19 protein-coding genes are annotated in these 19281 nt (G+C 66.7%); 8 read left to right on the top strand and 11 right to left on the bottom strand.

Translation table 11 applies throughout. From position 1 onward, the window contains the following. Positions 1–25 precede the first annotated feature (25 nt). On the bottom strand, positions 26–457 hold the full coding sequence (locus BUE42_RS22875; protein WP_073467609.1) for a DUF1841 family protein: 432 nt from the start codon (positions 455–457) through the stop codon (positions 26–28). 16 nt (positions 458–473) lie between these two features. Between BUE42_RS22875 and BUE42_RS22880 the strand changes: the two genes are divergently transcribed. After that, on the top strand, positions 474–1217 hold the full coding sequence (locus tag BUE42_RS22880) for a sulfite exporter TauE/SafE family protein (protein ID WP_073467610.1): 744 nt from the start codon (positions 474–476) through the stop codon (positions 1215–1217). Here BUE42_RS22880 and kefC read toward each other — a convergent pair whose 3' ends face one another. Continuing rightward, on the bottom strand, positions 1218–3068 hold the full coding sequence (kefC, locus tag BUE42_RS22885) for a glutathione-regulated potassium-efflux system protein KefC (RefSeq protein WP_073467611.1): 1851 nt from the start codon (positions 3066–3068) through the stop codon (positions 1218–1220). Next, entirely contained in the window at positions 3068–3703 is a 636-nt protein-coding gene (locus tag BUE42_RS22890) for a glutathione-regulated potassium-efflux system oxidoreductase KefF (RefSeq protein ID WP_073467612.1), read from the bottom strand. The genes kefC and BUE42_RS22890 overlap by 1 nt, the downstream gene beginning before the upstream one ends. 91 nt (positions 3704–3794) lie before the next feature. Between BUE42_RS22890 and BUE42_RS22895 the strand changes: the two genes are divergently transcribed. The 6 genes from BUE42_RS22895 (at position 3795) to BUE42_RS22915 (ending at position 10841) form a co-directional block, all read left to right on the top strand. Further along, on the top strand, positions 3795–4412 hold the full coding sequence (locus BUE42_RS22895) for a ParA family protein (protein ID WP_073467613.1): 618 nt from the start codon (positions 3795–3797) through the stop codon (positions 4410–4412). After that, positions 4412–4864, top strand: a complete 453-nt coding sequence (locus BUE42_RS22900) for a MaoC family dehydratase (RefSeq protein WP_073467614.1) — start codon at positions 4412–4414, stop codon at positions 4862–4864. The genes BUE42_RS22895 and BUE42_RS22900 overlap by 1 nt, the downstream gene beginning before the upstream one ends. A 90-nt stretch (positions 4865–4954) precedes the next feature. Beyond that, complete coding sequence (locus BUE42_RS22905) at positions 4955–5686, top strand: response regulator (RefSeq protein WP_073467615.1); 732 nt, start codon at positions 4955–4957, stop codon at positions 5684–5686. Positions 5687–5690: 4 nt separating this feature from the next. Beyond that, the gene (locus BUE42_RS22910) at positions 5691–7484 is read left to right on the top strand and encodes an ATP-binding response regulator (protein ID WP_073467616.1); all 1794 of its coding nucleotides are present in this window, start codon (positions 5691–5693) and stop codon (positions 7482–7484) included. A 185-nt stretch (positions 7485–7669) separates the two neighbouring features. Further along, positions 7670–9508: a hypothetical protein gene (locus BUE42_RS32530; protein ID WP_143171702.1), complete on the top strand. Its 1839-nt coding sequence runs from the start codon at positions 7670–7672 to the stop codon at positions 9506–9508. A gap of 244 nt (positions 9509–9752) precedes the next feature. Further along, positions 9753–10841 carry a TRAP transporter substrate-binding protein gene (locus BUE42_RS22915; RefSeq protein WP_073467617.1) on the top strand — a complete coding sequence of 363 codons (1089 nt, stop codon included), beginning with the start codon at positions 9753–9755 and terminating at the stop codon, positions 10839–10841. Here the strand turns inward: BUE42_RS22915 and BUE42_RS22920 are convergent, their stop codons facing one another. The 8 genes from BUE42_RS22920 to BUE42_RS22955 form a co-directional block, all read right to left on the bottom strand. Further along, positions 10842–12608 carry a TRAP transporter large permease gene (locus tag BUE42_RS22920; RefSeq protein ID WP_083614441.1) on the bottom strand — a complete coding sequence of 589 codons (1767 nt, stop codon included), beginning with the start codon at positions 12606–12608 and terminating at the stop codon, positions 10842–10844. Further along, on the bottom strand, positions 12608–13261 hold the full coding sequence (locus BUE42_RS22925; protein ID WP_073467619.1) for a TRAP transporter small permease subunit: 654 nt from the start codon (positions 13259–13261) through the stop codon (positions 12608–12610). Before BUE42_RS22925 ends, BUE42_RS22920 begins: the two co-directional genes overlap by 1 nt. An 86-nt stretch (positions 13262–13347) precedes the next feature. Next, positions 13348–14007: a response regulator transcription factor gene (locus tag BUE42_RS22930; protein WP_073467620.1), complete on the bottom strand. Its 660-nt coding sequence runs from the start codon at positions 14005–14007 to the stop codon at positions 13348–13350. Beyond that, positions 14004–15374, bottom strand: a complete 1371-nt coding sequence (locus BUE42_RS22935) for a cache domain-containing protein (RefSeq protein ID WP_073467621.1) — start codon at positions 15372–15374, stop codon at positions 14004–14006. The genes BUE42_RS22930 and BUE42_RS22935 overlap by 4 nt, the downstream gene beginning before the upstream one ends. A 22-nt stretch (positions 15375–15396) precedes the next feature. Then, positions 15397–15744, bottom strand: coding sequence for a protein tyrosine phosphatase family protein (locus BUE42_RS22940; RefSeq protein ID WP_073467622.1), 348 nt, complete (start codon positions 15742–15744; stop codon positions 15397–15399). Positions 15745–15754: 10 nt separating this feature from the next. Beyond that, entirely contained in the window at positions 15755–16201 is a 447-nt protein-coding gene (locus BUE42_RS22945; protein WP_073467623.1) for a GatB/YqeY domain-containing protein, read from the bottom strand. Positions 16202–16316: 115 nt separating this feature from the next. Continuing rightward, complete coding sequence (gene rpsU, locus BUE42_RS22950; protein ID WP_047503026.1) at positions 16317–16529, bottom strand: 30S ribosomal protein S21; 213 nt, start codon at positions 16527–16529, stop codon at positions 16317–16319. Positions 16530–16702: 173 nt separating this feature from the next. Beyond that, positions 16703–17938 carry a BaiN/RdsA family NAD(P)/FAD-dependent oxidoreductase gene (locus tag BUE42_RS22955; RefSeq protein WP_073467624.1) on the bottom strand — a complete coding sequence of 412 codons (1236 nt, stop codon included), beginning with the start codon at positions 17936–17938 and terminating at the stop codon, positions 16703–16705. Between the two features lie 111 nt (positions 17939–18049). Here BUE42_RS22955 and BUE42_RS22960 point away from each other — a divergent pair, with 111 nt between their 5' ends. Then, positions 18050–19198: an MFS transporter gene (locus BUE42_RS22960; RefSeq protein WP_073467625.1), complete on the top strand. Its 1149-nt coding sequence runs from the start codon at positions 18050–18052 to the stop codon at positions 19196–19198. Positions 19199–19281: the final 83 nt, after the last annotated feature.

Here is a 19281-nt window from a genome sequence, read left to right on the forward strand (position 1 = left end):
AAACGGTAGCGTTGGTAACTCGGGCTCAGCGTGTGGCGCGGCGCCTCACGCAGTCGATGTACTTGTGACCGTCCGGTGGCAGGCCGCTGCGCTGCGAGGCCCAGATCATCTCGCCCAGGCACTCCATCATCTCGTGCTGCGCATCGTGGGCCGAGCCGCGCTTCGCAGCCAGCAGGGCATAGGCCTGCTTGATGCCTGTCGGCTGGTCGATGCTGACCTGCTCGCTGATCGACAGGTGCATCGACAAATGCAGGAAGGGGTTGGTGCGGCCATCTTCGACCTCATAGACCTTGGCCAGCGCGGTGGCTTCGTCGGACAGCTCGGCGTGGTACTCCGGGTGGCTGGCGATCCAGTCGCCGGCCACCGCCTCCATCGGCGTCAGCGGCAAGCCGTCGCGCTGCTTGCGGAAGGTCTCGCAAAAGAATCGCCGGACGTCGTGCTGGGTCGGTGCAAACATCCGAGAATTCTCGCCGATGATCACCGACCCCTGGTTCTATGCGGCCGCCATTCCCGCCGTGTTGCTGATGGGCTTGTCCAAGAGCGGCTTCGGTGCCGGCTTCGGCTCGCTCGCGACACCGCTGATGGCCTTGTCGATCACCGTGCCGCAGGCCGCGGCCATCATGCTGCCGCTGCTGCTCGTGATGGACGCGGTGGGGGTGAAGGCGCTGTTCCAGCAGCGCGACAAGGCGCTGATCCGGCTGCTGCTCCCGGCCGGGCTGCTCGGCACCTTGCTCGGCACGCTGTCGTTCGGGCTGTTGCAGCCGAAGACGGTGGCCGGCATCGTCGGCGGGCTCACGCTGCTGTTCCTCGCGCAGCGGCTGCTGTTTCCGCCGCGCGCCGATGCACCGCCGCCGCCGCGCTGGCTCGGCTTCGTGCTGGGCATCGCGTCGGGCTTCACCAGCTTCGTCGCGCATGCAGGGGCGCCACCGGTCAGCGCCTATGTGCTGCCGCTGCGCTTGCCGCCGCTGATCTTCACCGCGACCATGGCCACGTTCTTCGCGGTCGTGAACCTGTCGAAGTGGATCCCGTATGCCTTCCTCGGGCTGATCGACATGCGCAACCTCGGGACCTCGCTGGTGCTGATGCCGTTCGCGCCGGTCGGCGTGTGGATCGGCATCCGGCTGGCGAAGCGGATCCAGCCGACGCTGTTCTATCGGCTGGTGTATGTGGGCATGTTCCTCACCGGCGCGAAGCTGCTGTACGACGCGCTCCGCTGATCACGTCGCGGCATCTTCGTCCGGCTTCTCCGGCGCGCCGCCCCAACCCGCGCGCTGCTTGCGCTCTACCGCCGCCGCGCGCTCCTGCGCGAACAGCGTCTCCAGCTGCTGCCGGCCTTCCTTCGCGACCGCGATCAGCCGCTCCTGGTCGCGCGCATGCGGACGCATCGCCTCCAGCTGGTCGATGCTGTGGCGCCGGAAACGCAACGCCAGGTTGCGCGCCTGGTGCGGCTGCCAGCCCAGCAGCTCCAGCGTGCTGCGCGCCGTCATCAGCGCCGAGTCGAGCGTCTCGCGCTCGATCAGCGTGACGCCCAGCTCGCGCAACTGGTAGTAGTGCCGCACGTTGCGCGCGCGGGCCACGATCGTCAGCTGCGGGAAGTTCTCGCGCACCAGCGTCGCCACCTCGACGCTCTGCGCCACGTCGTCGATCGCCAGCACCAGCACCTTGGCGGTCGCCGCACCGGCGGTGCGCAGCAGGTCGAGCCGCGTCGCGTCGCCGTAGAACACCGGCCAGCCGAAGCGGCGCAGCGCCTCCAGCGCCTCGGCGTCATGCTCCAGCACCGTCGGCGTCAGCCCGTTGGCGAACATCATCCGGCCGACGATCTGCCCGTAGCGGCCGAAGCCGGCGATGATCACCGACGCGTCCTGCTGCTCGCTGATCTCGGGGATGTCGCTGCGCTTCTGGCCGGCCAGCGTCGGCGTCCACCAGCGGTCGGCCGCCACCAGCAGCAGCGGCGTCAGCAGCATCGACAAGGCCACCGCCGCGACCAGCAGCGAAGACGTCGGCCCATCGATCACGCCGGCCTGCGTCGCCGTCTGGAACACCACGAAGCCGAACTCGCCCCCCTGCGCCAGCAGGATGATGAAGACCGGCCGCTCGGCCTTCGGCAGCGGCATCGCGCGGCCCATCGCCCACAGCACGCCGGCCTTCACCGCGAGGAAGCCGCCGACGATCAGCGCGACCAGCAGCGGCCGCTGCATCACGACCGAGAAGTCGATGCTCATCCCGACCGCGATGAAGAACAGCCCGAGCAGCAGCCCCTTGAAGGGCTCAATGTCGGTCTCGAGCTCGCGCCGGTATTCGCTTTCAGCCAGCAGCACGCCGGCGAGGAAGGCGCCGAGCGCCATCGACAAGCCCACCGTCTGCATCAGCGCCGCGGTGGCCAGCACCAGCAGCAGCGACGCGGCGGTGAAGATCTCGGGCGTCGCGCTGCCGGCGATCCAGCGCAGCGTGGGCCGCAGCAGCAGCCGCCCGCCCAGCACGATGATCGCGATCACCCCCAGCGCCTTCGCGGCATCGAGCCAGAAACTGCCGTGCTCCGGCGCATCGGAAGCCCCTGCCAGCAGCGGCACCAGCGCAAGGATGGGGATCGCCGCGATGTCCTGCAGCAGCGCCACGCTGAGCAGGCTCTGCCCCGAGCTCGTCGCCATCAGGTTGCGCTCGCCCAGCACGCCCAGCCCGATCGCGGTCGACGACATCGCGAGGCCCAGTCCGCCCACCACCGCCAGCTGCCACGGCACGCCGGCCGCCACCGCCGCGCCGAGCAGCAGCGCCGCCGAGCCGAACAGCTGCACGCTGCCCCAGCCGAAGATCGGCTTGCGCAGCGACCACAGCCGCTTCGGCTCCAGTTCCAGCCCCACGAGGAACAGCATCAGCACCACGCCGAACTCGGCGAAATGCAGCATGTCCTGCGGGTCGGTCACCAACCGCAGCCCCCACGGCCCGATCAGGATGCCCGCGGCCAGGTAGCCGATGATCGACCCCAGCCCCAGCTTCTTCGCCACCGGCACCGCGATCACCGCGGCGCCCAGGTACACCAGCCCGCCCGTCAACCAACTGCCGTGTTCCATCAGGCGCTCTCCACCAGCGCGGCTTCGACCGCATCCGCCGGGCGCGCCGATTCGGGCACCTCGCAGTCGATGCAATCGTCGAGCCCGGCCAGCTCCGGCCAGTTCGGGTAGCTGCCCAGGTGCTGCACGAAGGTGTCGGCATGGACCTGCAGCTCGTCCGCGCCGACGCGGTGCGCGCCATGCAGCACCAGCGGCGGCAGGAAGCGCATGCCGCACAGCGCCGCGGTCTGCTCGTAGGGCGGCAGGAAGGCGTCGAAGTGGTAGCGGTTGTAGCTGTCGGGGCGGTACGAGTCGTCGGGCCCGCCGGTGGACGACACCAGCCACAGGTCCTTGCCGCGCAGCGCATGGCCGTCGGGCCCGTAGGCCCAGCCGAAGCCCAGCACCTCGTCGACCCACAGCTTCATCAGCGGCGGCATGCTGTACCAGTGGATCGGGTGCTGCCACACGACCAGCTTGGCCTGCAGCAGCAGCGCGCGCTCGGCCTCGATGTCGATCAGGTAGTCGGGGTAGAGGCGGTACAGGTCGCGCACCGTGGCATGGCCGGATTTCTTGGCCGCCTTGTAGAGCGTGCGGTTGACGCGCGACTGCTCCATCTGCGGATGGGCGGTCAGGACGAGGACTTCCGATGGGTTCATGGCGGCGTGAGTGGCGGGGGTAAGTATTGGTAGCCCAACGACGATAGTGTTCGTTAACATAACCGCAAACAAGGATCGTCAGGAGCAGTGCATGCCAGTGATCGTGGTGGCCAATCCGAAGGGCGGGGTCGGAAAAAGCACCTTGTCCACCCACATCGCAGGGTACCTTGCCCAGGCCGGCCATGCGGTGATGCTGGGCGATGTGGATCGCCAGCAATCGGCCCGCACCTGGCTCTCGCTGCGCCCCGCGAACCTGCCCGTCATCACCGGCTGGGACCTGGCCCACGACGAGATCGTCCGCCCGCCCAAGGGCACCACCCACGCGGTGCTCGACACCCCCGCCGGCCTGCATGGCAAGCGGCTCGACGAGGTGATGAAGTTGGCCGACAAGGTGCTTGTGCCGCTGCAGCCGAGCATTTTCGACATCCACGCGACGCACGCTTTCGTGCGCGAGCTGCTGTCGCGCCGGCGTGGCGACAAGGTGACGATCGCGATCGTCGGCATGCGGGTGCGCGACGGCACCATCTCGGCCGACCAGCTGCGCAGCTTCCTCGAGACGCTGCAGGTGCCGTTGATCGGCTTCCTGCGCGACACCCAGAACTACGTGCACCTAGCCGCGCGCGGCCTGTCGCTGTGGGACGTGGCGCCGAGCCGCGTCGAGCGCGACATCGAACAATGGCAGCCGCTGATCCAGTGGCTGGAGGCCTGATGAAGCGCTTCGAGAAGCTGGCCGAGCTGCAGGCCCTGGTGGGCCAGCAGATCGGCCTGAGCGAATGGATCGAGGTCGACCAGCGCCGCATCGACCAGTTTGCCGACGCCACCGGCGACCACCAGTGGATCCACGTCGATCCGGTGCGCGCGGCGGCCGGGCCGTTCAAGACCACCATCGCGCACGGCTTTCTCACGCTCAGCCTGCTGCCGGAGATGTTCGCGTCGGCCTTCGAGGTGGGCGACACCCGCATGGGCGTCAACTACGGGCTGAACCGGGTGCGCTTTCCGGCGCCGGTGCCGGTGGGCAGCCGGCTGCGCGGCAGTTTCAAGCTGCTGGCCTACGAGGTGCTGGATGGCGGCGCCCAGCTGACGATCGAGGTCACGATGGAGCGCGAGGGCTCGGCCAAGCCGGTGTGCGTGGCGGAATCGCTGACACGGCGCTACGTTTGAAACGCGCCGATGCGGCTTCTCCCTCTTCGGGGGGTACGGGGTGCCCGGCACGCTCAGCTAGCATCGGCAACCCACCAAAAGGATGTCGCGATGAAAGTGCTGCTGGTCGATGACCATCCGTTGATCCTGTCGGCCTTGCAGACCGTGATCCAGGGCCTGGGCGACCACGTCAGCGTGGTCGGCGCCGGCAGTGCCCGCGCCGCGCGCGAGACGCTGGCCGCCGACAACGACTTCGACCTGGTGCTGCTCGACCTGCACCTGGGCGATGCCGACGGCTTCGACCTGCTGGTCGAGTTCCGCAGCACCTACCCGGCGCTGCCGGTGGTGGTGGTGTCGGCCTCCGACCGCGCGAGCGACGTGATCCGCTCGATCGACCTGGGCGCGATGGGCTTCGTGCCCAAGCGCGCCTCCAACGAAACGCTGTTCGACGCGCTGCGCATGGTGATGTCCGGCGGCATCTACGTGCCGCCGATCAGCATCGGCAACGACCGGCCGTCCGAACGCGCGCAGGACGGGCCGTGGGGCGGCGTGCCCGCGGCCGTCAACCAGATCGGCGAGGCGGCGCGCGGTGGCGGCTTCCAGCAGCACCCGTCGATCGCGTCGCTGGGCCTCACGCCGCGCCAGACCGACGTGCTGGCGCTGCTGCTGCAGGGCAACCCGAACAAGCTGATCGCCCGCGAGCTGGGGCTGTCGGTGGAGACGGTGAAGGACCACGTGGCCGCGGTGCTGCGGGTGCTGAACGTCAGCTCGCGCACGCAGGCGGTGCTGGCGGTGAGCCAGATGACGCAGGCGCACGGCGGGTTCTCGGCCTGGAGAAAGTGACCCGATGTCGGCCACGCCATCGCCGCGCGAGCTGACCGAAGTCGAGCGCATCCACGGGCTGTATTCGTACGTGCCGACCACGCTGGCCGGCAACGCGGCCGGCGCGTCGGTGATGGCGCTGCTGTTCTGGGACCATGCACCGCGCTGGCTGCTGGCCGCCTGGATGGTGATGTTCTGGGGGCTGTGGTTCTTCCGGGTGTGGGCGCTGGCGGTGTTTCGCAATCGCAACGTGCAGACGCTGGTCGATGCGCAGCCGTGGTTCCGCGTGTGGGTCGGCGCGACGATGGGCTCGGGCATCGTCTGGGGCTCGGCCGCGTGGCTGTTCTACCCGCACGGCGGCACGACGGAGCGCATCGGGCTGCTGCTCACCGTCTACAGCTTCTGCGTGGCGGGCATGCCGATCCTCGCGCCGATGCGCAAGGTCTACAACGTCTTCGCGCTGCTGTGCTTCGGGCCGACGGTGCTGCGCGTGGGGCTGCCGGGCGGCTTCGACGACCTGGTGCTGGCCGGCGTGCTGCTGACGATCGTCGCGATGACGACGCTGCTCGCGAGCGACTACCGGCTCAACTACGAGAACCTGCTGAAGCTGAAGCTGCGTGCCGATGAGCTGGGCGCGCAGCTGCGCGCCGAGAAGGCGGCCGCCGATGCGGCGCGCCAGCAGGCCGAGGTGGCCAACCGCTCGAAGACGCAGTTCTTCGCGGCCGCGAGCCACGACCTGCGCCAGCCGCTGCATGCGATGGGGCTGTTCGCCGAGGCGCTGCGGCAACGCAGCCACGACGAGGAGGTGATCCACCTCGTGAACAGCATCAACGGCTCGGTCGACGCGCTGGAGGGGCTGTTCTCGGAGCTGCTCGACATCACCAAGATCGACACCGGCGGCGTCGAGACGCAGGCCGAGCATTTCAACATCGGCGCGATGTTCGGGCGGCTCAAGCTGCACTTCGAGCCGACGGCGTTCGAGAAGGGGCTGGGGCTGCGCTTCAGGGGCGGCGCGAACAACGCGTTCGCCGACCCGGTGCTGGTGGAGCGCATCCTGCGCAACCTGGTGTCGAACGCGATCCGCTACACGCAGGACGGCACGGTGCTGGTGAGCTGCCGCAAGCGCGGCGGGCGGCTGTTGCTGCAGGTGTGGGACACCGGCGTGGGCATCCGCGAGCGCGAGCAGGAGCGCATCTTCGAGGAGTTCTACCAGGTGCCGCAGGGCGATGCGCTGGCGCCGCACCAGCGCAAGGGACTGGGGCTGGGGCTGGCGATCGTCAAGCGGCTGGCGGGGCTGATGGAGGCGCCGTTGTCATTGCGTTCGCGGCCGGGGCACGGCACGGTGTTCTCGCTGGAGCTGCCGCCCGGCAAGGCGCCACGCGCGGTGGCGCCGTCATTCGGCGGCAAGGCCCCGATCGGGCTGACGCTGGACCGGCGGCGCATCGTGATCGTCGAGGACGAGCCGGCGGTGCGCGACGGGCTGGAGGTGCTGCTGAAGGGCTGGGGCGCGAGCGTGCGCAGCTTCGAGACGGTGGCGGCCAGCCGGGCCTGGGCGCAGAGCGAAGACGCCGGGCGGGAGGTGCCCGACCTGCTGATCGTCGACTACCGGCTGGAGCACGGCCACACCGGGCTGGAGGCGATCCAGGCGCTGCGCGAACGCTTCGGGCCAGGCGTGCCGGCCATCATGGTGAGCGGCAGCACGATGACCAACCACGAGGTCGAGGCGCAGGCGCACAACTTCCACCTGCTGGTGAAGCCGGTGGTGCCGAACAAGCTGCGGGCGATGATCAGTTTCAAGCTGGGCGTGCGTGGGGGGTGAGCCGGGATCCGAGGCGCGAGCGACGCACCTGAGAGTGCGAATCGGCTGGACGGAGAGTGAAGCCGTTTGTCCCGGCTTGGAACTTGGAAAGCGGATCGGTCACACAGGGGGAGCGCCTGCTGGTGAGTGGTCTGTGTGATTGCTGCATGGGTGGGCATCGTTTTACTGCGCTCTGGAGCAAGTTCATGACAATCAACGCCATTACATCCTCGCGCCCGGCGGTTCAGACGGAGAACACTTGCGGCCAAACAGCGCCGCAGATTCCCGTGGGGCCACTGGATGATAAGTTTATCAAACAGCGAAAAAGTGCGGAGGAATTCTGCAAAAAGGAGGTTCTATTCACCGGTGGATACTCTCACACCATTTGGGTGACTAGGAAGTATACAAACAACCGCAGTGAAGCGCTGAAATGGGCGAGCGAACTTGTGTCTGGATCGATCGATGGCTTCGGAAAAATTGATTTTCCCAAGTTGGAGCGGCCATCTCTGATGTTCGCCATCGAGAGCAACTACCGGCAACTTTCTGAGATGATGCATGCCATTAAATATAAGCCGAGTGACAGCAAGGGGCAGGCAGAATTCAATGACGGGTTCTCTGAATTTGAGAAGAAGGCAACTATGGCCATGGAGCAAGGAGATGTTGCTGAGTATGGAAAAGCATTGCAAAGGCTCTCCGAGTACATAGCCCTTCAGAGTTCAAATGGTGGTCATTTTGATGTCGATGACGGTACTGACCTTGATTTCCTGCTTTCTGACATTGACAATGCCGAAGTCCCTAGGTCGGTTCTCCAGGAAGCAGGGCCAGCTTTTGGAACGCCGGCTGAGGTATTTCATGACCCGAGCGCTGCTCCTGAGACGGTGATTCCAAGTGAACTTCTAGGGTCCGCGCAGTTTCAATGGGGTCGTGCGCCAATCGGAGAAGGGATTTATATTTCCCCTACGGGAAGCTCCTCCGAGCCAGATTTTCATGAGTTCGATGAAATAATTTCTGACATTGAGTCCGAGAAAAAGGCGCAGCACGCAATACGTGAAGCTGAGGCGAACCCGTTGGAGCGGGATGTTCCCCCAAATCTCGGCCGGAAAAATTCTCATCTGCCGGATGGGAATGGTAAAAAGAAAAATGACGGGAAGTCTCCTCGCAGACATGAGGGAGTGGCAAAGTCCCCGCTCACGGCCGAGAGTGAAATCACCTCCTCAGGGCTGCCGGGCGGTAAAGCTCTGACGCGCGAACCCGCGAAGACCAAAGATCTGCAAGAGCTGCTTGCGGACCGGGCATTGCGCGAGGCGAAAGCTACGAAATCAAGAGTCAGGGCGACGAGGTCAAGTTACAAGCGTGTGTTGGCCCAGAGGGCTGAAAGAAAATTTACCACGGGCTCCAAGACTGAATTGATCAAGCATGCTGCGTCTTCGCTGAAGACCCTGCTAGAAGACCCGCATGCATGGTTTTATCCGGATACACAGCTGGACTATCTCGCAACCATGGATAACGTCTTTGATTGCTGGATAAACTTGACGGGGAAAGAGGAGGCTAAATCATCTTTGACTGGGATGAAGAAGGCTTTCATTGAAAGATCTTTGCCACTTCTGGCGGAGAACAAATTTTCAGAGTTCTCCAGTCTGTTCCGGCGAGAACTCATGTTAATGATGGATGATTTTGGTTATAGTGGGGAATTTGTGAGGGTGCTTGATCGAAAGCGTGGTGTTCTTGCTAGTAGTCACGTGACGAAGAAGGATTTCGCAAAAGAAATTAAGGTGATTGCTGACGAAATGCATGGTAGGGTTAATCTGAGTGGAAGATATATTTCAAACGATCTCTCGAAGGCGGTGTTGATGGGTGGAAAATCGGATATTTTGACGATGTATAAACGAATTTATGATAACTCAGATGGGGAGCGTAGAATCCAAGTCGGTGAATTTCGCAAGCAGTTCTTCGAGTTTTCTAACATGTATCTGTTGACGAATGATCACGCCGGGTTCAGTAGTCTTTGTCAAAAGCATGCGATTGCGATTAATAAAATTATCTGATGTCGATTTTAAAGCCATGAAGCATGAGTTTATGGAAGGCTTTCTCGGATTCCATCGCTCTCCGACCGGCTGAGCCGGCGCAACGCTGGTCATATGCGGTCCGAGTTACGGGAAGGCCTGCGCGACGGAGCTTCATATTCGGGGCCCTGGTTATGCGGGGCTTTCCCCAACGGGGAAAGTCCGTCCCTGCCTCCATCGCAGTTCCGTAAAAAATCTCCCCGCCCCACCATCCGAGGAGAGAGACATGGAACGCCGCAGCTTCATCACCCGCACCGGCCTGGCCGGCGTGCTCGCCGCCGCCAGCGCCGGCGCCCCAGCCCTCGTCCACGCGCAGACGGCCCTGCGCTGGCGCCTCGCCTCCAGCTTCCCGAAGTCCCTCGACACCATCTTCGGCGCCGCCGAAGTGTTCGCGAAGAAGGTCGGCGAGCTGTCGGGCGGCAAGTTCCAGATCTCGGTGCATGCGGCCGGCGAGATCATGCCGGCCTTCGGCGTGGTCGATGCGGTGCAGAACGCCACCGTCGAGATCGCGCACACCGCGCCGTACTACTTCTTCGGCAAGGACGAGACCTTCGCGCTCGGCTGCGCGATCCCGTTCGGCCTGAACTCGCGGCAGATGACGGCGTGGATGTTCGAGGGCAACGGCTTGAAGCTGATGCGCGAGTTCTACAAGAACTTCAACATCATCAGCTTCCCTGGCGGCAACACCGGCGCGCAGATGGGCGGCTGGTACCGCAAGGAGATCAAGAGCGCGGCCGACATCAAGGGCCTGAAGATCCGCATCGGCGGCTTCGCCGGCCGCGTGATCGAACGCATGGGCGGCGTGCCGCAGAACATCCCCGGCGGCGACATCTACCCGGCGCTCGAGAAAGGCACGATCGACGCCGCCGAATGGGTCGGGCCCTACGACGACCAGAAGCTCGGCTTCAACAAGGTCGCACCGAACTACTACTACCCCGGCTGGTGGGAGGGCGGCCCGCAGCTCGACTTCTTCGTCAACACCAAGGCCTACGACGCGCTGACGCCGGAGTACAAGGCGGTGGTCGAAGCGGCCGCCGCGGTGGCCCACATCGACATGCAGGCCAAGTACGACGCTCGCAACCCGGGCGCGCTGAAGCAGCTGGTCGGCAGCGGCACCAAGCTGTTCCGCTTCCCGAAGGACGTGATGGACCTCGCCTTCAAGGAGTCGATGGCCATCTACGCCGAGCTGTCGGGCAAGAACCCGAACTGGAAGAAGGTCTACGAGGACTTCAGCAAGTTCCGCGCAGACCAGAACCTGTGGTTCCGCTTCACCGAAGCGGGGTTCGACGAGTTCATGCAGCAGCAGAAGTTGTAGCTACTTCTTGCCGGCCTCTTGCTGCAGCGCGCGCTCCACCGCCTTCATCTGCTCGTCGTCGGCGCTCGACTTCGATGAGGACGACGGCGGCGCGCTCGCCGGCTCTTCGGCCGGCTGCGGCATCAGGCCGTCCATCGACGGTGCCGGCTTGTCCTGACGGTCCTGCTGCAGCTGCTGCATGATCTCGTCGTTGTTCAGCTTGTTCTCCTTGCCGAGCCCGCTGGACACCAGCCCGGGGAACGCGATCACCAGCCCCACCATCACGACCTGGATCAGCACGAACGGGATCGCGCCGCGGTAGATCTGCCCGGTCGTCACCTTCGCGACCGGCGCCTTCGTGACCTTGTCGGTGTAGTCGTCGACCGGCGCGACGCTGCGCAGGTAGAACAGCGCGAAGCCGAACGGCGGGTGCATGAACGAGGTCTGCATGTTCACCGCCAGCAGCACGCCGAACCACACCAGGTCGATGCCCAGCGTGTGCGCCACCGGCCCGATCAGCGGGATGATGATGAACGACAGCTCGAAGAAGTCGAGGAAGAACGCCAGCACGAACACCAGGATGTTGACGACGATCAGGAAGCCGAGCTGCCCCCCGGGCAGGCCGGTCAGCAGGTGCTCGACCCACTTCGGCCCGTCGACACCCTGGAACGACAGGCTGAACACCGTCGAGCCGACCAGGATGAACAGCACGAAGCACGACAGCTTCATCGTCGTGTCCATCGCCTGGCGCAGCAGGCTCAGGTTCAGGCGCCGGCGCGCCAGCGCCATCACCAGCGCACCGGTCGCCCCCATCGCGCCGCCCTCGGTCGGCGTGGCCACGCCGAGGAAGATGGTGCCGAGCACCAGGAAGATCAGCGCCAGCGGCGGAATCAGCACGAAGGTGACGCGCTCGGCCATCTTCGACAGCAGGTTCAGCCGCGTCACGCGGTTGATCACCGCCAGCAGGAACGCGAAGCCGACACCGGCGCACATCGATGTGACGATCAGCTCATCGGTGGGTGTTGCATCGGGCCGGGTGCGCGCGAACGCAAAGGCCGACACCACCGACAGCACCGCCACCACGGCCAGCGAGCGCAGTCCGCTGCTGCCATCGGCCTCGCGGATCGTGCGCGCCTCTTTCGGCAGCGCCGGTGCCCAGTGCGGGCGGAACACCGTCACGCCGACGATGTAGAGCACGTAGAGGCTGGTCAGCACGAAGCCGGGGATGAACGCGCCCTTGTAGAGGTCGCCGACGCTCTGGCCCAGCTGGTCGGCCATGATGATCAGCACCAGCGACGGCGGGATGATCTGTGCCAGCGTGCCCGAGGCCGCGATCACGCCCGACGCGACACGCCGGTCGTAGCCGTAGCGCAGCATGATCGGCAGCGAGATCAGCCCCATCGAGATCACCGACGCGGCCACCACGCCGGTGGTCGCGGCGAGCATCGCGCCGACCAGGATCACCGCGAACGCCAGGCCGCCGCGGATCGGGCCGAACAGCTGGCCGATGGTGTCGAGCAGGTCCTCGGCCATGCCCGAACGCTCGAGCAGCAGCCCCATGAAGGTGAAGAAGGGCACCGCGAGCAGCGTGTCGTTCTGCATGATGCCGAACATGCGCAGCGGCAGCGCCTGCAACAGCGCCGACGGCAGCAGCCCGAGCTCGATGCCGATGAAGCCGAACAGCAGCCCGCAGGCCGCCAGCGAGAACGCGACCGAGTAGCCGAACAGCAGGAACACGATCAGGCTGCCGAACATGATCGGCGCCATGTTGGCGGAGATGAACTCCATCATTTCGTGCTCCCTTGGCTGCGCTCTTGCGTGTTCTTCTGGAGAGTCTCGAGGGCCGCCTTCTCACGCACCGCCACTTCCTGCTGGCGCAGGAACTCGGCGAGTTCCTCTTCAGCCGATTTGCCGCCACCCTTCTTCGTCGGGTCGGGCACCAGCCCCTTCAGAAAGGCCACGCGCTTGATCAGCTCGGACACGCCCTGCAGCCCGAGCAGGATCAGCCCCACCGGCAGCAGCGCCCAGGCCGGCCACAGGATCAGCCCGCCGGCGTTGCCCGACACCTCGCCGCTGTTGAACTTGCTGATCACCACCGGCCACACCAGCCGGGTCGCGACGATCACGAAAGGCATCAGGAAGGCGCAGATGCCGACGATGTCGATCCAGATCTGCGTGCGCTTCGAGAAGCGGCCCGAGATCACGTCGATGCGCACGTGTTCCTGGCGCAGCAGCGTGTAGCCGGCGGCGAGCAGGAACACCGCGGCGAACAGGTACCACTGGATCTCGAGATAGGCGTTCGAGCTGACGTTGAAGACCTTGCGGACGATGGCATTGCCGGCGCTGATCAGTACGGCGGCCAGCACCAGCCAGGCGAGCCACTTGCCGACGAATTCGTTCAGCCGATCGATCAGGCGTGACAGGGACAGCAGGGGTTGCACGGCGTCTCCAGGACTGGTTCTTTTGGCAGGGTGGAATCAGACCCCAACCCGGCGTGGCGGGCAACGGGTCAAACAGCTAAGTGAAACTACGTGGCGGAAGGCGCTTCGCCGAAATCGCGGCAGTGCTCGACCGCGTACTTGATCAGCTCGGCCTGGCCCTCCAGGTTCAGCTTGCGCTTGATGTTCTGGCGGTGCGATTCGACGGTGCGCACGCTCAGGTTCAGGTCCTGCGCGATCTGCTTGCTCGAGCGGCCCTTGGCCAGGCACGCGAGGATCTCGCTCTCGCGCAGCGACATCACCGGCCGCGGCGTCTGCGCGCGCATCAACCGGCCCGAGATCGCCGCGCTGAGGAAGGTCTCGCCGGCCTGCACCGCGGCGATCGCGTCGATGATGTCGGTCGACGGCGCGTCCTTCAGCACGTAGCCGCGCGCGCCGGCCTGCATCGCGCGATTCACGTACTCGGGGTTGTCGTACATGCTGAGCACCAGCACGCGCAGTGCGGGCCGCTCGGCCAGCAGGCGGCGCGTCAGCTCGATGCCGTTGACGTCCTTCATGCCGATGTCCATCAGCACCAGGTCGACCTCGTGCGCGGCAAGCTGCGCGAAGGCCTCGGCCGCATCGCCGGCCTCGCCGACCACGTCGATGCCGGCCACGGTGCACAGCCGGGCCTTCAGCCCTTCGCGCACCAGCGGGTGGTCGTCGACGATCAGCAGGCGGGTCACGGTGGCGCTGGCGTGGTGGGTCATGGGGACGTGGCAGCGAAGCGGCGCAGGGCCGAGGCGGGCACGTCGGCGACGACCTCGGTGCGGCCGGCGCGCGACGACACCCTCAGGTTGCCGCCGATCGACGCGAGCCGCTCGCGCATGTTGCGCAGCCCGATGCCGCGGCGCGGGTGCTGCTGCATCGCGCCCACGTCGAATCCGCGGCCGTCGTCGATCACCCGCAGCCGCACGCCGCCGGCGCCGAAGGCCAGCCGCAGCGCGATGCGCGACGCGGCCGCGTGCTTGTCGATGTTGTTCAGCGCTTCCTGCGTCACGCGGAACAGCACGGTGTTGATCTCGTTCGGCAGGCCCTCGGGCGGCTCGCCGCGCACCCGCACCTGCAGCGGCAGGCGGCGCTGTTCGCCGAACTCCTCGCCGAGGTGGGCGAGGGCGGCCGGCAGGCCCAGCACGTCGAGCTCGGCCGGGCGCAGCCGGTGCGAGATCTCGCGCACCTCGCCGAGCGCGCCGTTCAGCCGCACCAGCGCCTTGGTCAGCGTGGCCGGCGCCTCGGGCCCGAGCTGCGCGACCGACGACTCCATCAGCAGCTTGATCGACACCAGCGTCTGGCTGGTGCTGTCGTGCAGCTCGCGCGACAGGTAGGCGCGCTCGTCTTCCTGCGACTGCACGACCTGGCGCGCCAGCAGCCGCAGCTTGGCATCGGCGATGCGCTGCTCGCTGACGTTGAGCGCCAGCCCGCAGCCTCCGATCAGCACGGTGCCCAGCAGCGCGATGCCGGCGATCCACCACATCGTGTCGGCGATGTTGGCGGTGACCTGCTGGTCGAGCTGCTTCATCGTGGCCTGCACGTCGTCGAGGTACAGCCCGGTGCCGAACATCCAGTTCCAGCGCGGCAGCGCGACCACGTAGCCGAGCTTGGGCGTGATCTGCCCGGTGGAGGGCTTGCGCCACAGGTACTCGACGAAGCCGCCGCCTTCGCGCGCCTGCGCGATCAGCCGCTGGATCACCGGCTCGCCGTTGGCGTCGCGCATGTCCCACATGTCCTGGCCGACCAGCTCGGGCTGGCGCGGGTGCATCAGGTTCTTGCCGGCCAGGTCGTAGAGGAAGAAGTAGCCGTCGCTGCCGTAGTCGAGCGACGCGAGGCGGCGGATCGCCTGCTCCTTGGTCGCGTCGTCGTCACGGCCAGAGGCGTAGAGCGGCGCGATCGTGCTCTGCGCGAGGTCGACATAGTGGCGCAGCTCGTTCTGCTTGGAAGCCATCGTCGCGGCCTCGACGACGGCGCGCTCGCGGGCGGCAAGGTCGTTCTCTTTCTGGCGCACCGCGACCGCGATCAGCAGCAGCGACGCGATCAGCGGGATCACCGCGAACAGGAAGACCTTCAGCTTCAGGCGCATGGACGGCCGCCGTGCCTCGGGATCAGGCGGTGCCTGTCGCGGCCCGGAAGAGCTTGCCGGAGCGCGTGCCGGTGCGGCAGAACGCGAGGATCGGCTTGGGCAGCGCGGCCAGCAGCGACGCGAACTCGGCGATCTGCTCGGGCGTCTGCACGGCCGGTGCGACCGGCAGGTGCGCGTACTGCAGGCCGGCGGCGCGCGCCGCGGCTTCGATCACCGCGCTGGTGGGCTGATCGGGACCGCCTTCGAAATCGGGGCGGTTGTTGATCACGCTCCTGAAGCCCTGCTGCGCGGCCCAGGCCATCGCGGCCGGTTCGAGCTGGGGCGCGACGCAGACCTCGGCGCTGAGCTGCTGGACGACGGGATCGCTCATGGTCAGCGACCTATTTGCTCAAGGCCTGCTTGACCGCGGCGGACACCAGGCCCATGTCGGCCTTGCCGGCCAGGCGGGTCTTCACCGCGCCCATCACCTTGCCCATGTCGCCGGGGCCGGTGGCGCCCAGCTCGGCGACGATCTTGCCGACCTCGGCGGCAACCTCGTCGGCCGACAGGCGCTGCGGCAGGTAGCCTTCGAGCACGGCCAGCTCGGCGGTTTCCTTGTCGACCAGGTCGGTGCGGTTCGCGGCGGCGAACTGCGTGATCGAATCCTTGCGCTGCTTGATCAGCTTGTCGACGATGGCGATGACCGCGGCGTCGTCGAGCACGATGCGCTCATCGACCTCTTTCTGCTTCAGCGCCGCGAGCAGGCCGCGGATCGTCAGCAGGCGGGCGGCGTCTTTGGCCCGCATCGCGGTCTTCATGTCTTCGGTGATCTGGTCTTTGAGGCTCATCGCAGGATCTCGTGAAGAAGAGGGTGGCTCGCAGGGGGCAAAAACGACAAAGCCCGCGTGCTGCGGGCTTTGGGGATCTGGGGCGCCCGGTGTTCAGGCCGGCAGCGCCGAAGAATCAGTACAGGCGCTTGGGCAGCTGCATGCTGCGAATGCGCTTGAAGTGGCGCTTGACGGCCGCAGCCTTCTTGCGCTTGCGCTCGGCGGTCGGCTTTTCGTAGAACTCGCGGGCGCGCAGGTCGGTCAGCAGGCCCAGCTTTTCAATGGTGCGCTTGAAGCGGCGCAGAGCCACGTCGAACGGCTCGTTTTCTTTGACGCGAATCGAAGTCATAGATCCAGAAGTTTTTGCGCTCGGTGTCTCACTGTCGTTCGCCCGGGCTCTCAGGAAGGAGGTTCCGGAATCCAGCCTGGGGCATGGACGAAGATTTGTAGTGAAATCGCGGCGCGGGTTTGCCAGCAAAGACCGCGATTATAGCCATAGTTCCTGGTCATGCAAGCGGGGTGTCAGTGACCGCTTTCAACGGGCTGCAGGCTGTCGCGGCTGTCGGTGAGGGCCGTGGCGCAGGCTGCGGCGCTGGCCCAGGCCCACTGGAAGTTGTAGCCGCCGAGCCAGCCGGTCACGTCGACCACCTCGCCGATGAAGTGCAGGCCGGGCATGCGGCGGCTTTCCAGGGTTTGCGAACTCAGCTCCCGGGTGTCGACGCCGCCGGCCGTGACCTCGGCCTTGCGGTAGCCCTCGGTGCCGTCGGGCGTCAGCTGCCAGCCCTGCAGGCCGGCGGCGAGCTGCTGCAGGTCGCGGTCTTTCAGGTCGGCCACCGGGCGATCCGACAGGTCCGGTCGGGCCTGCAGCCACGCGGCGGCGAGCCGGGCCGGCAGCAGCGTTGCCAGCTCGTTGCCCAGTTGCTTGCGCGAGCTGGCCTTGGCGTGCAGGAATTCCGCGGCCAGTTCGCGGTCGGGCGCCAGGTCGAGTTGCAGCGGCGTGCCGTGCTTCCAGAAGCTCGAGATCTGCAGCACGCCCGGGCCGCTGAGCCCGCGGTGGGTGAACAGCAGGTCTTCGACGAAGCGCGCCCGTGCCTTGCCGGCGCCGGTGCTGATCGCCACCGGCAGCGACAGCCCCGCCAGCTCGACGAACGGCGCCCAGTCGGCGGCCGCGAAGGTCAGCGGCACCAGGGCCGGCCGGGTGTCGATCAGCTTGTGGCCGAACTGTTTCGCGATGCGGTAGCCGAAATCGGTGGCGCCGATCTTCGGGATCGACAGCCCGCCGGTGGCGATCACGACGCGCCGGCAACGCACCGTGCCGTTCGTGGTGTCGAGCTCGAAACGCCCGGCATCGCCGCGCACCGCGTCGACCGCGCAGGGCTGCCAGCGCGTGACCTGGCCCTGCTCGCATTCGCGCAGCAGCATCGCGATGATGTCTTCCGCCGAGTCGTCGCAGAACAGCTGGCCCTTGTGCTTCTCGTGCCACGCGATGCGGTGGCGCTGCACCAGCCCGATGAAGTCCTGCGGCGTGTAGCGGGCCAGCGCCGAGCGGCAGAAGTTCGGGTTCTCCGAGAGGAAGTTGGCCGGGCCGGCGTCGCGGTTCGTGAAATTGCAGCGCCCGCCGCCCGAGATGCGGATCTTCTCGGCCACCTTGGCCGCGTGGTCGACCAGCAGCACGCGGGCGCCGCGCTGGCCGGCGATCCCTGCGCAGAACAAGCCGGCCGCGCCTGCGCCGATCACCACCACGTCGTACGAATGCATCGCGGGATTATCCGGGCAGCGCAATCTGTGACAGGTGAGGGTGCCGCGGCTTCCTAGAATCGGCCGCTCTTCGTGCCCGCAACCGTTTGCCCTTTTGCACACCCATCCAAGATGAATCCTGATTCGACCACCGTGGCCCGGGCCACCTGGGCCGTGCGCCTGCAGTTCTTCGTGGCAGGCGTGCTGTTCGCGAGCTTCGGCGTGCACGTGCCGACCATCAAGCTGCACTACGCGCTCGGCGAGCAGGCGCTGGCGATCGCGATGCTGGCCGCCGGCGTCGGCGCGGTCGCCACGCTGACGCAGGCCGGCCGCTGGGTGGGCAGGCTGGGCGCCCGGCGTGCGGCGCTGCTGTCGGGCGGTGCGACCGCGCTGTGCCTGGCGCTGCTGCTGTCGTCGCATGCGTATGCGGGGTTGTTGGCGGTGATGGTGGTGTTCGGTGTCGGCACCAGCCTGTTCGACGTGTCGATCAACGCGGCCGCCGGCGAGCTGGAGCAGCGCGCCGGGCGGAGCCTGATGAGCGGCTTCCACGGCATGTTCAGCCTGGGCGGCATGGTCGGCGCGGGGCTGGGCAGCCTGCTGCTGTCGCACGAGGTCGGCGGCGCGACGCACCTGGTGGCGATGGCGGTGCTGGGCGCGGCGGCGATCGGCGGGGCCGGGGCGGTGATGCTGCGCACGATCGCGGGCTCCGACGACAAGGGCGGCTTCGAGCTGCCGCGCGGGCTGCTGGCGCTGCTGGGCGTGCTGGGCGCGCTGGGGCTGATCGCCGAGGGGGCGATGTACGACTGGAGCGTGCTGTACATGAAGCAGGAGCTGGCCAGCGAGGCGAGCTTCGCGGCGCTGGCGTATGCGAGCTTCAGTGCCGCGATGGCGGCGGCGCGCTTTGGTGGCGACTGGATCCGCGAGCGGGTGTCGCCGGCCGTGCTGATGAGCGGCAGCGCGGCGTTGGCCGCGGTGTCGATGGCGGCGGTGCTGCTGATCGGGCACCCGATGGTGGCGCTGGTGGGCTTCGCGCTGGTCGGGCTCGGCTTTGCGAACGTGGTGCCGGTGCTGTTCAGCGCGGCTGCCAAGGTGGACGCGAACCCGGCGCATGGCATCGCGGTGGTCGCGTCGGTGGGTTACCTCGGGATGATGGCCGGCCCGCCGTTGATCGGGATCATCGCGGAGCACGCATCGCTGACGCTCGGGCTCGCGACGGTGTCGCTGTTCGCGGGGATATTGGCGGTGGCTGCGCCGCGGGCGCTGAGGCCAGCGGCGGCGTGATGCGGACAGGGCTTCGACAGGCTCAGCCCGACCCTTCGACAAGCTCAGGGCGAACGGGAAAAAACCGTTCGCCCTGAGCAGGG

Source organism: Rhizobacter sp. OV335, assembly GCF_900142965.1.
In the GTDB taxonomy this organism is placed as follows: Bacteria; Pseudomonadota; Gammaproteobacteria; order Burkholderiales; family Burkholderiaceae_C; genus Rhizobacter.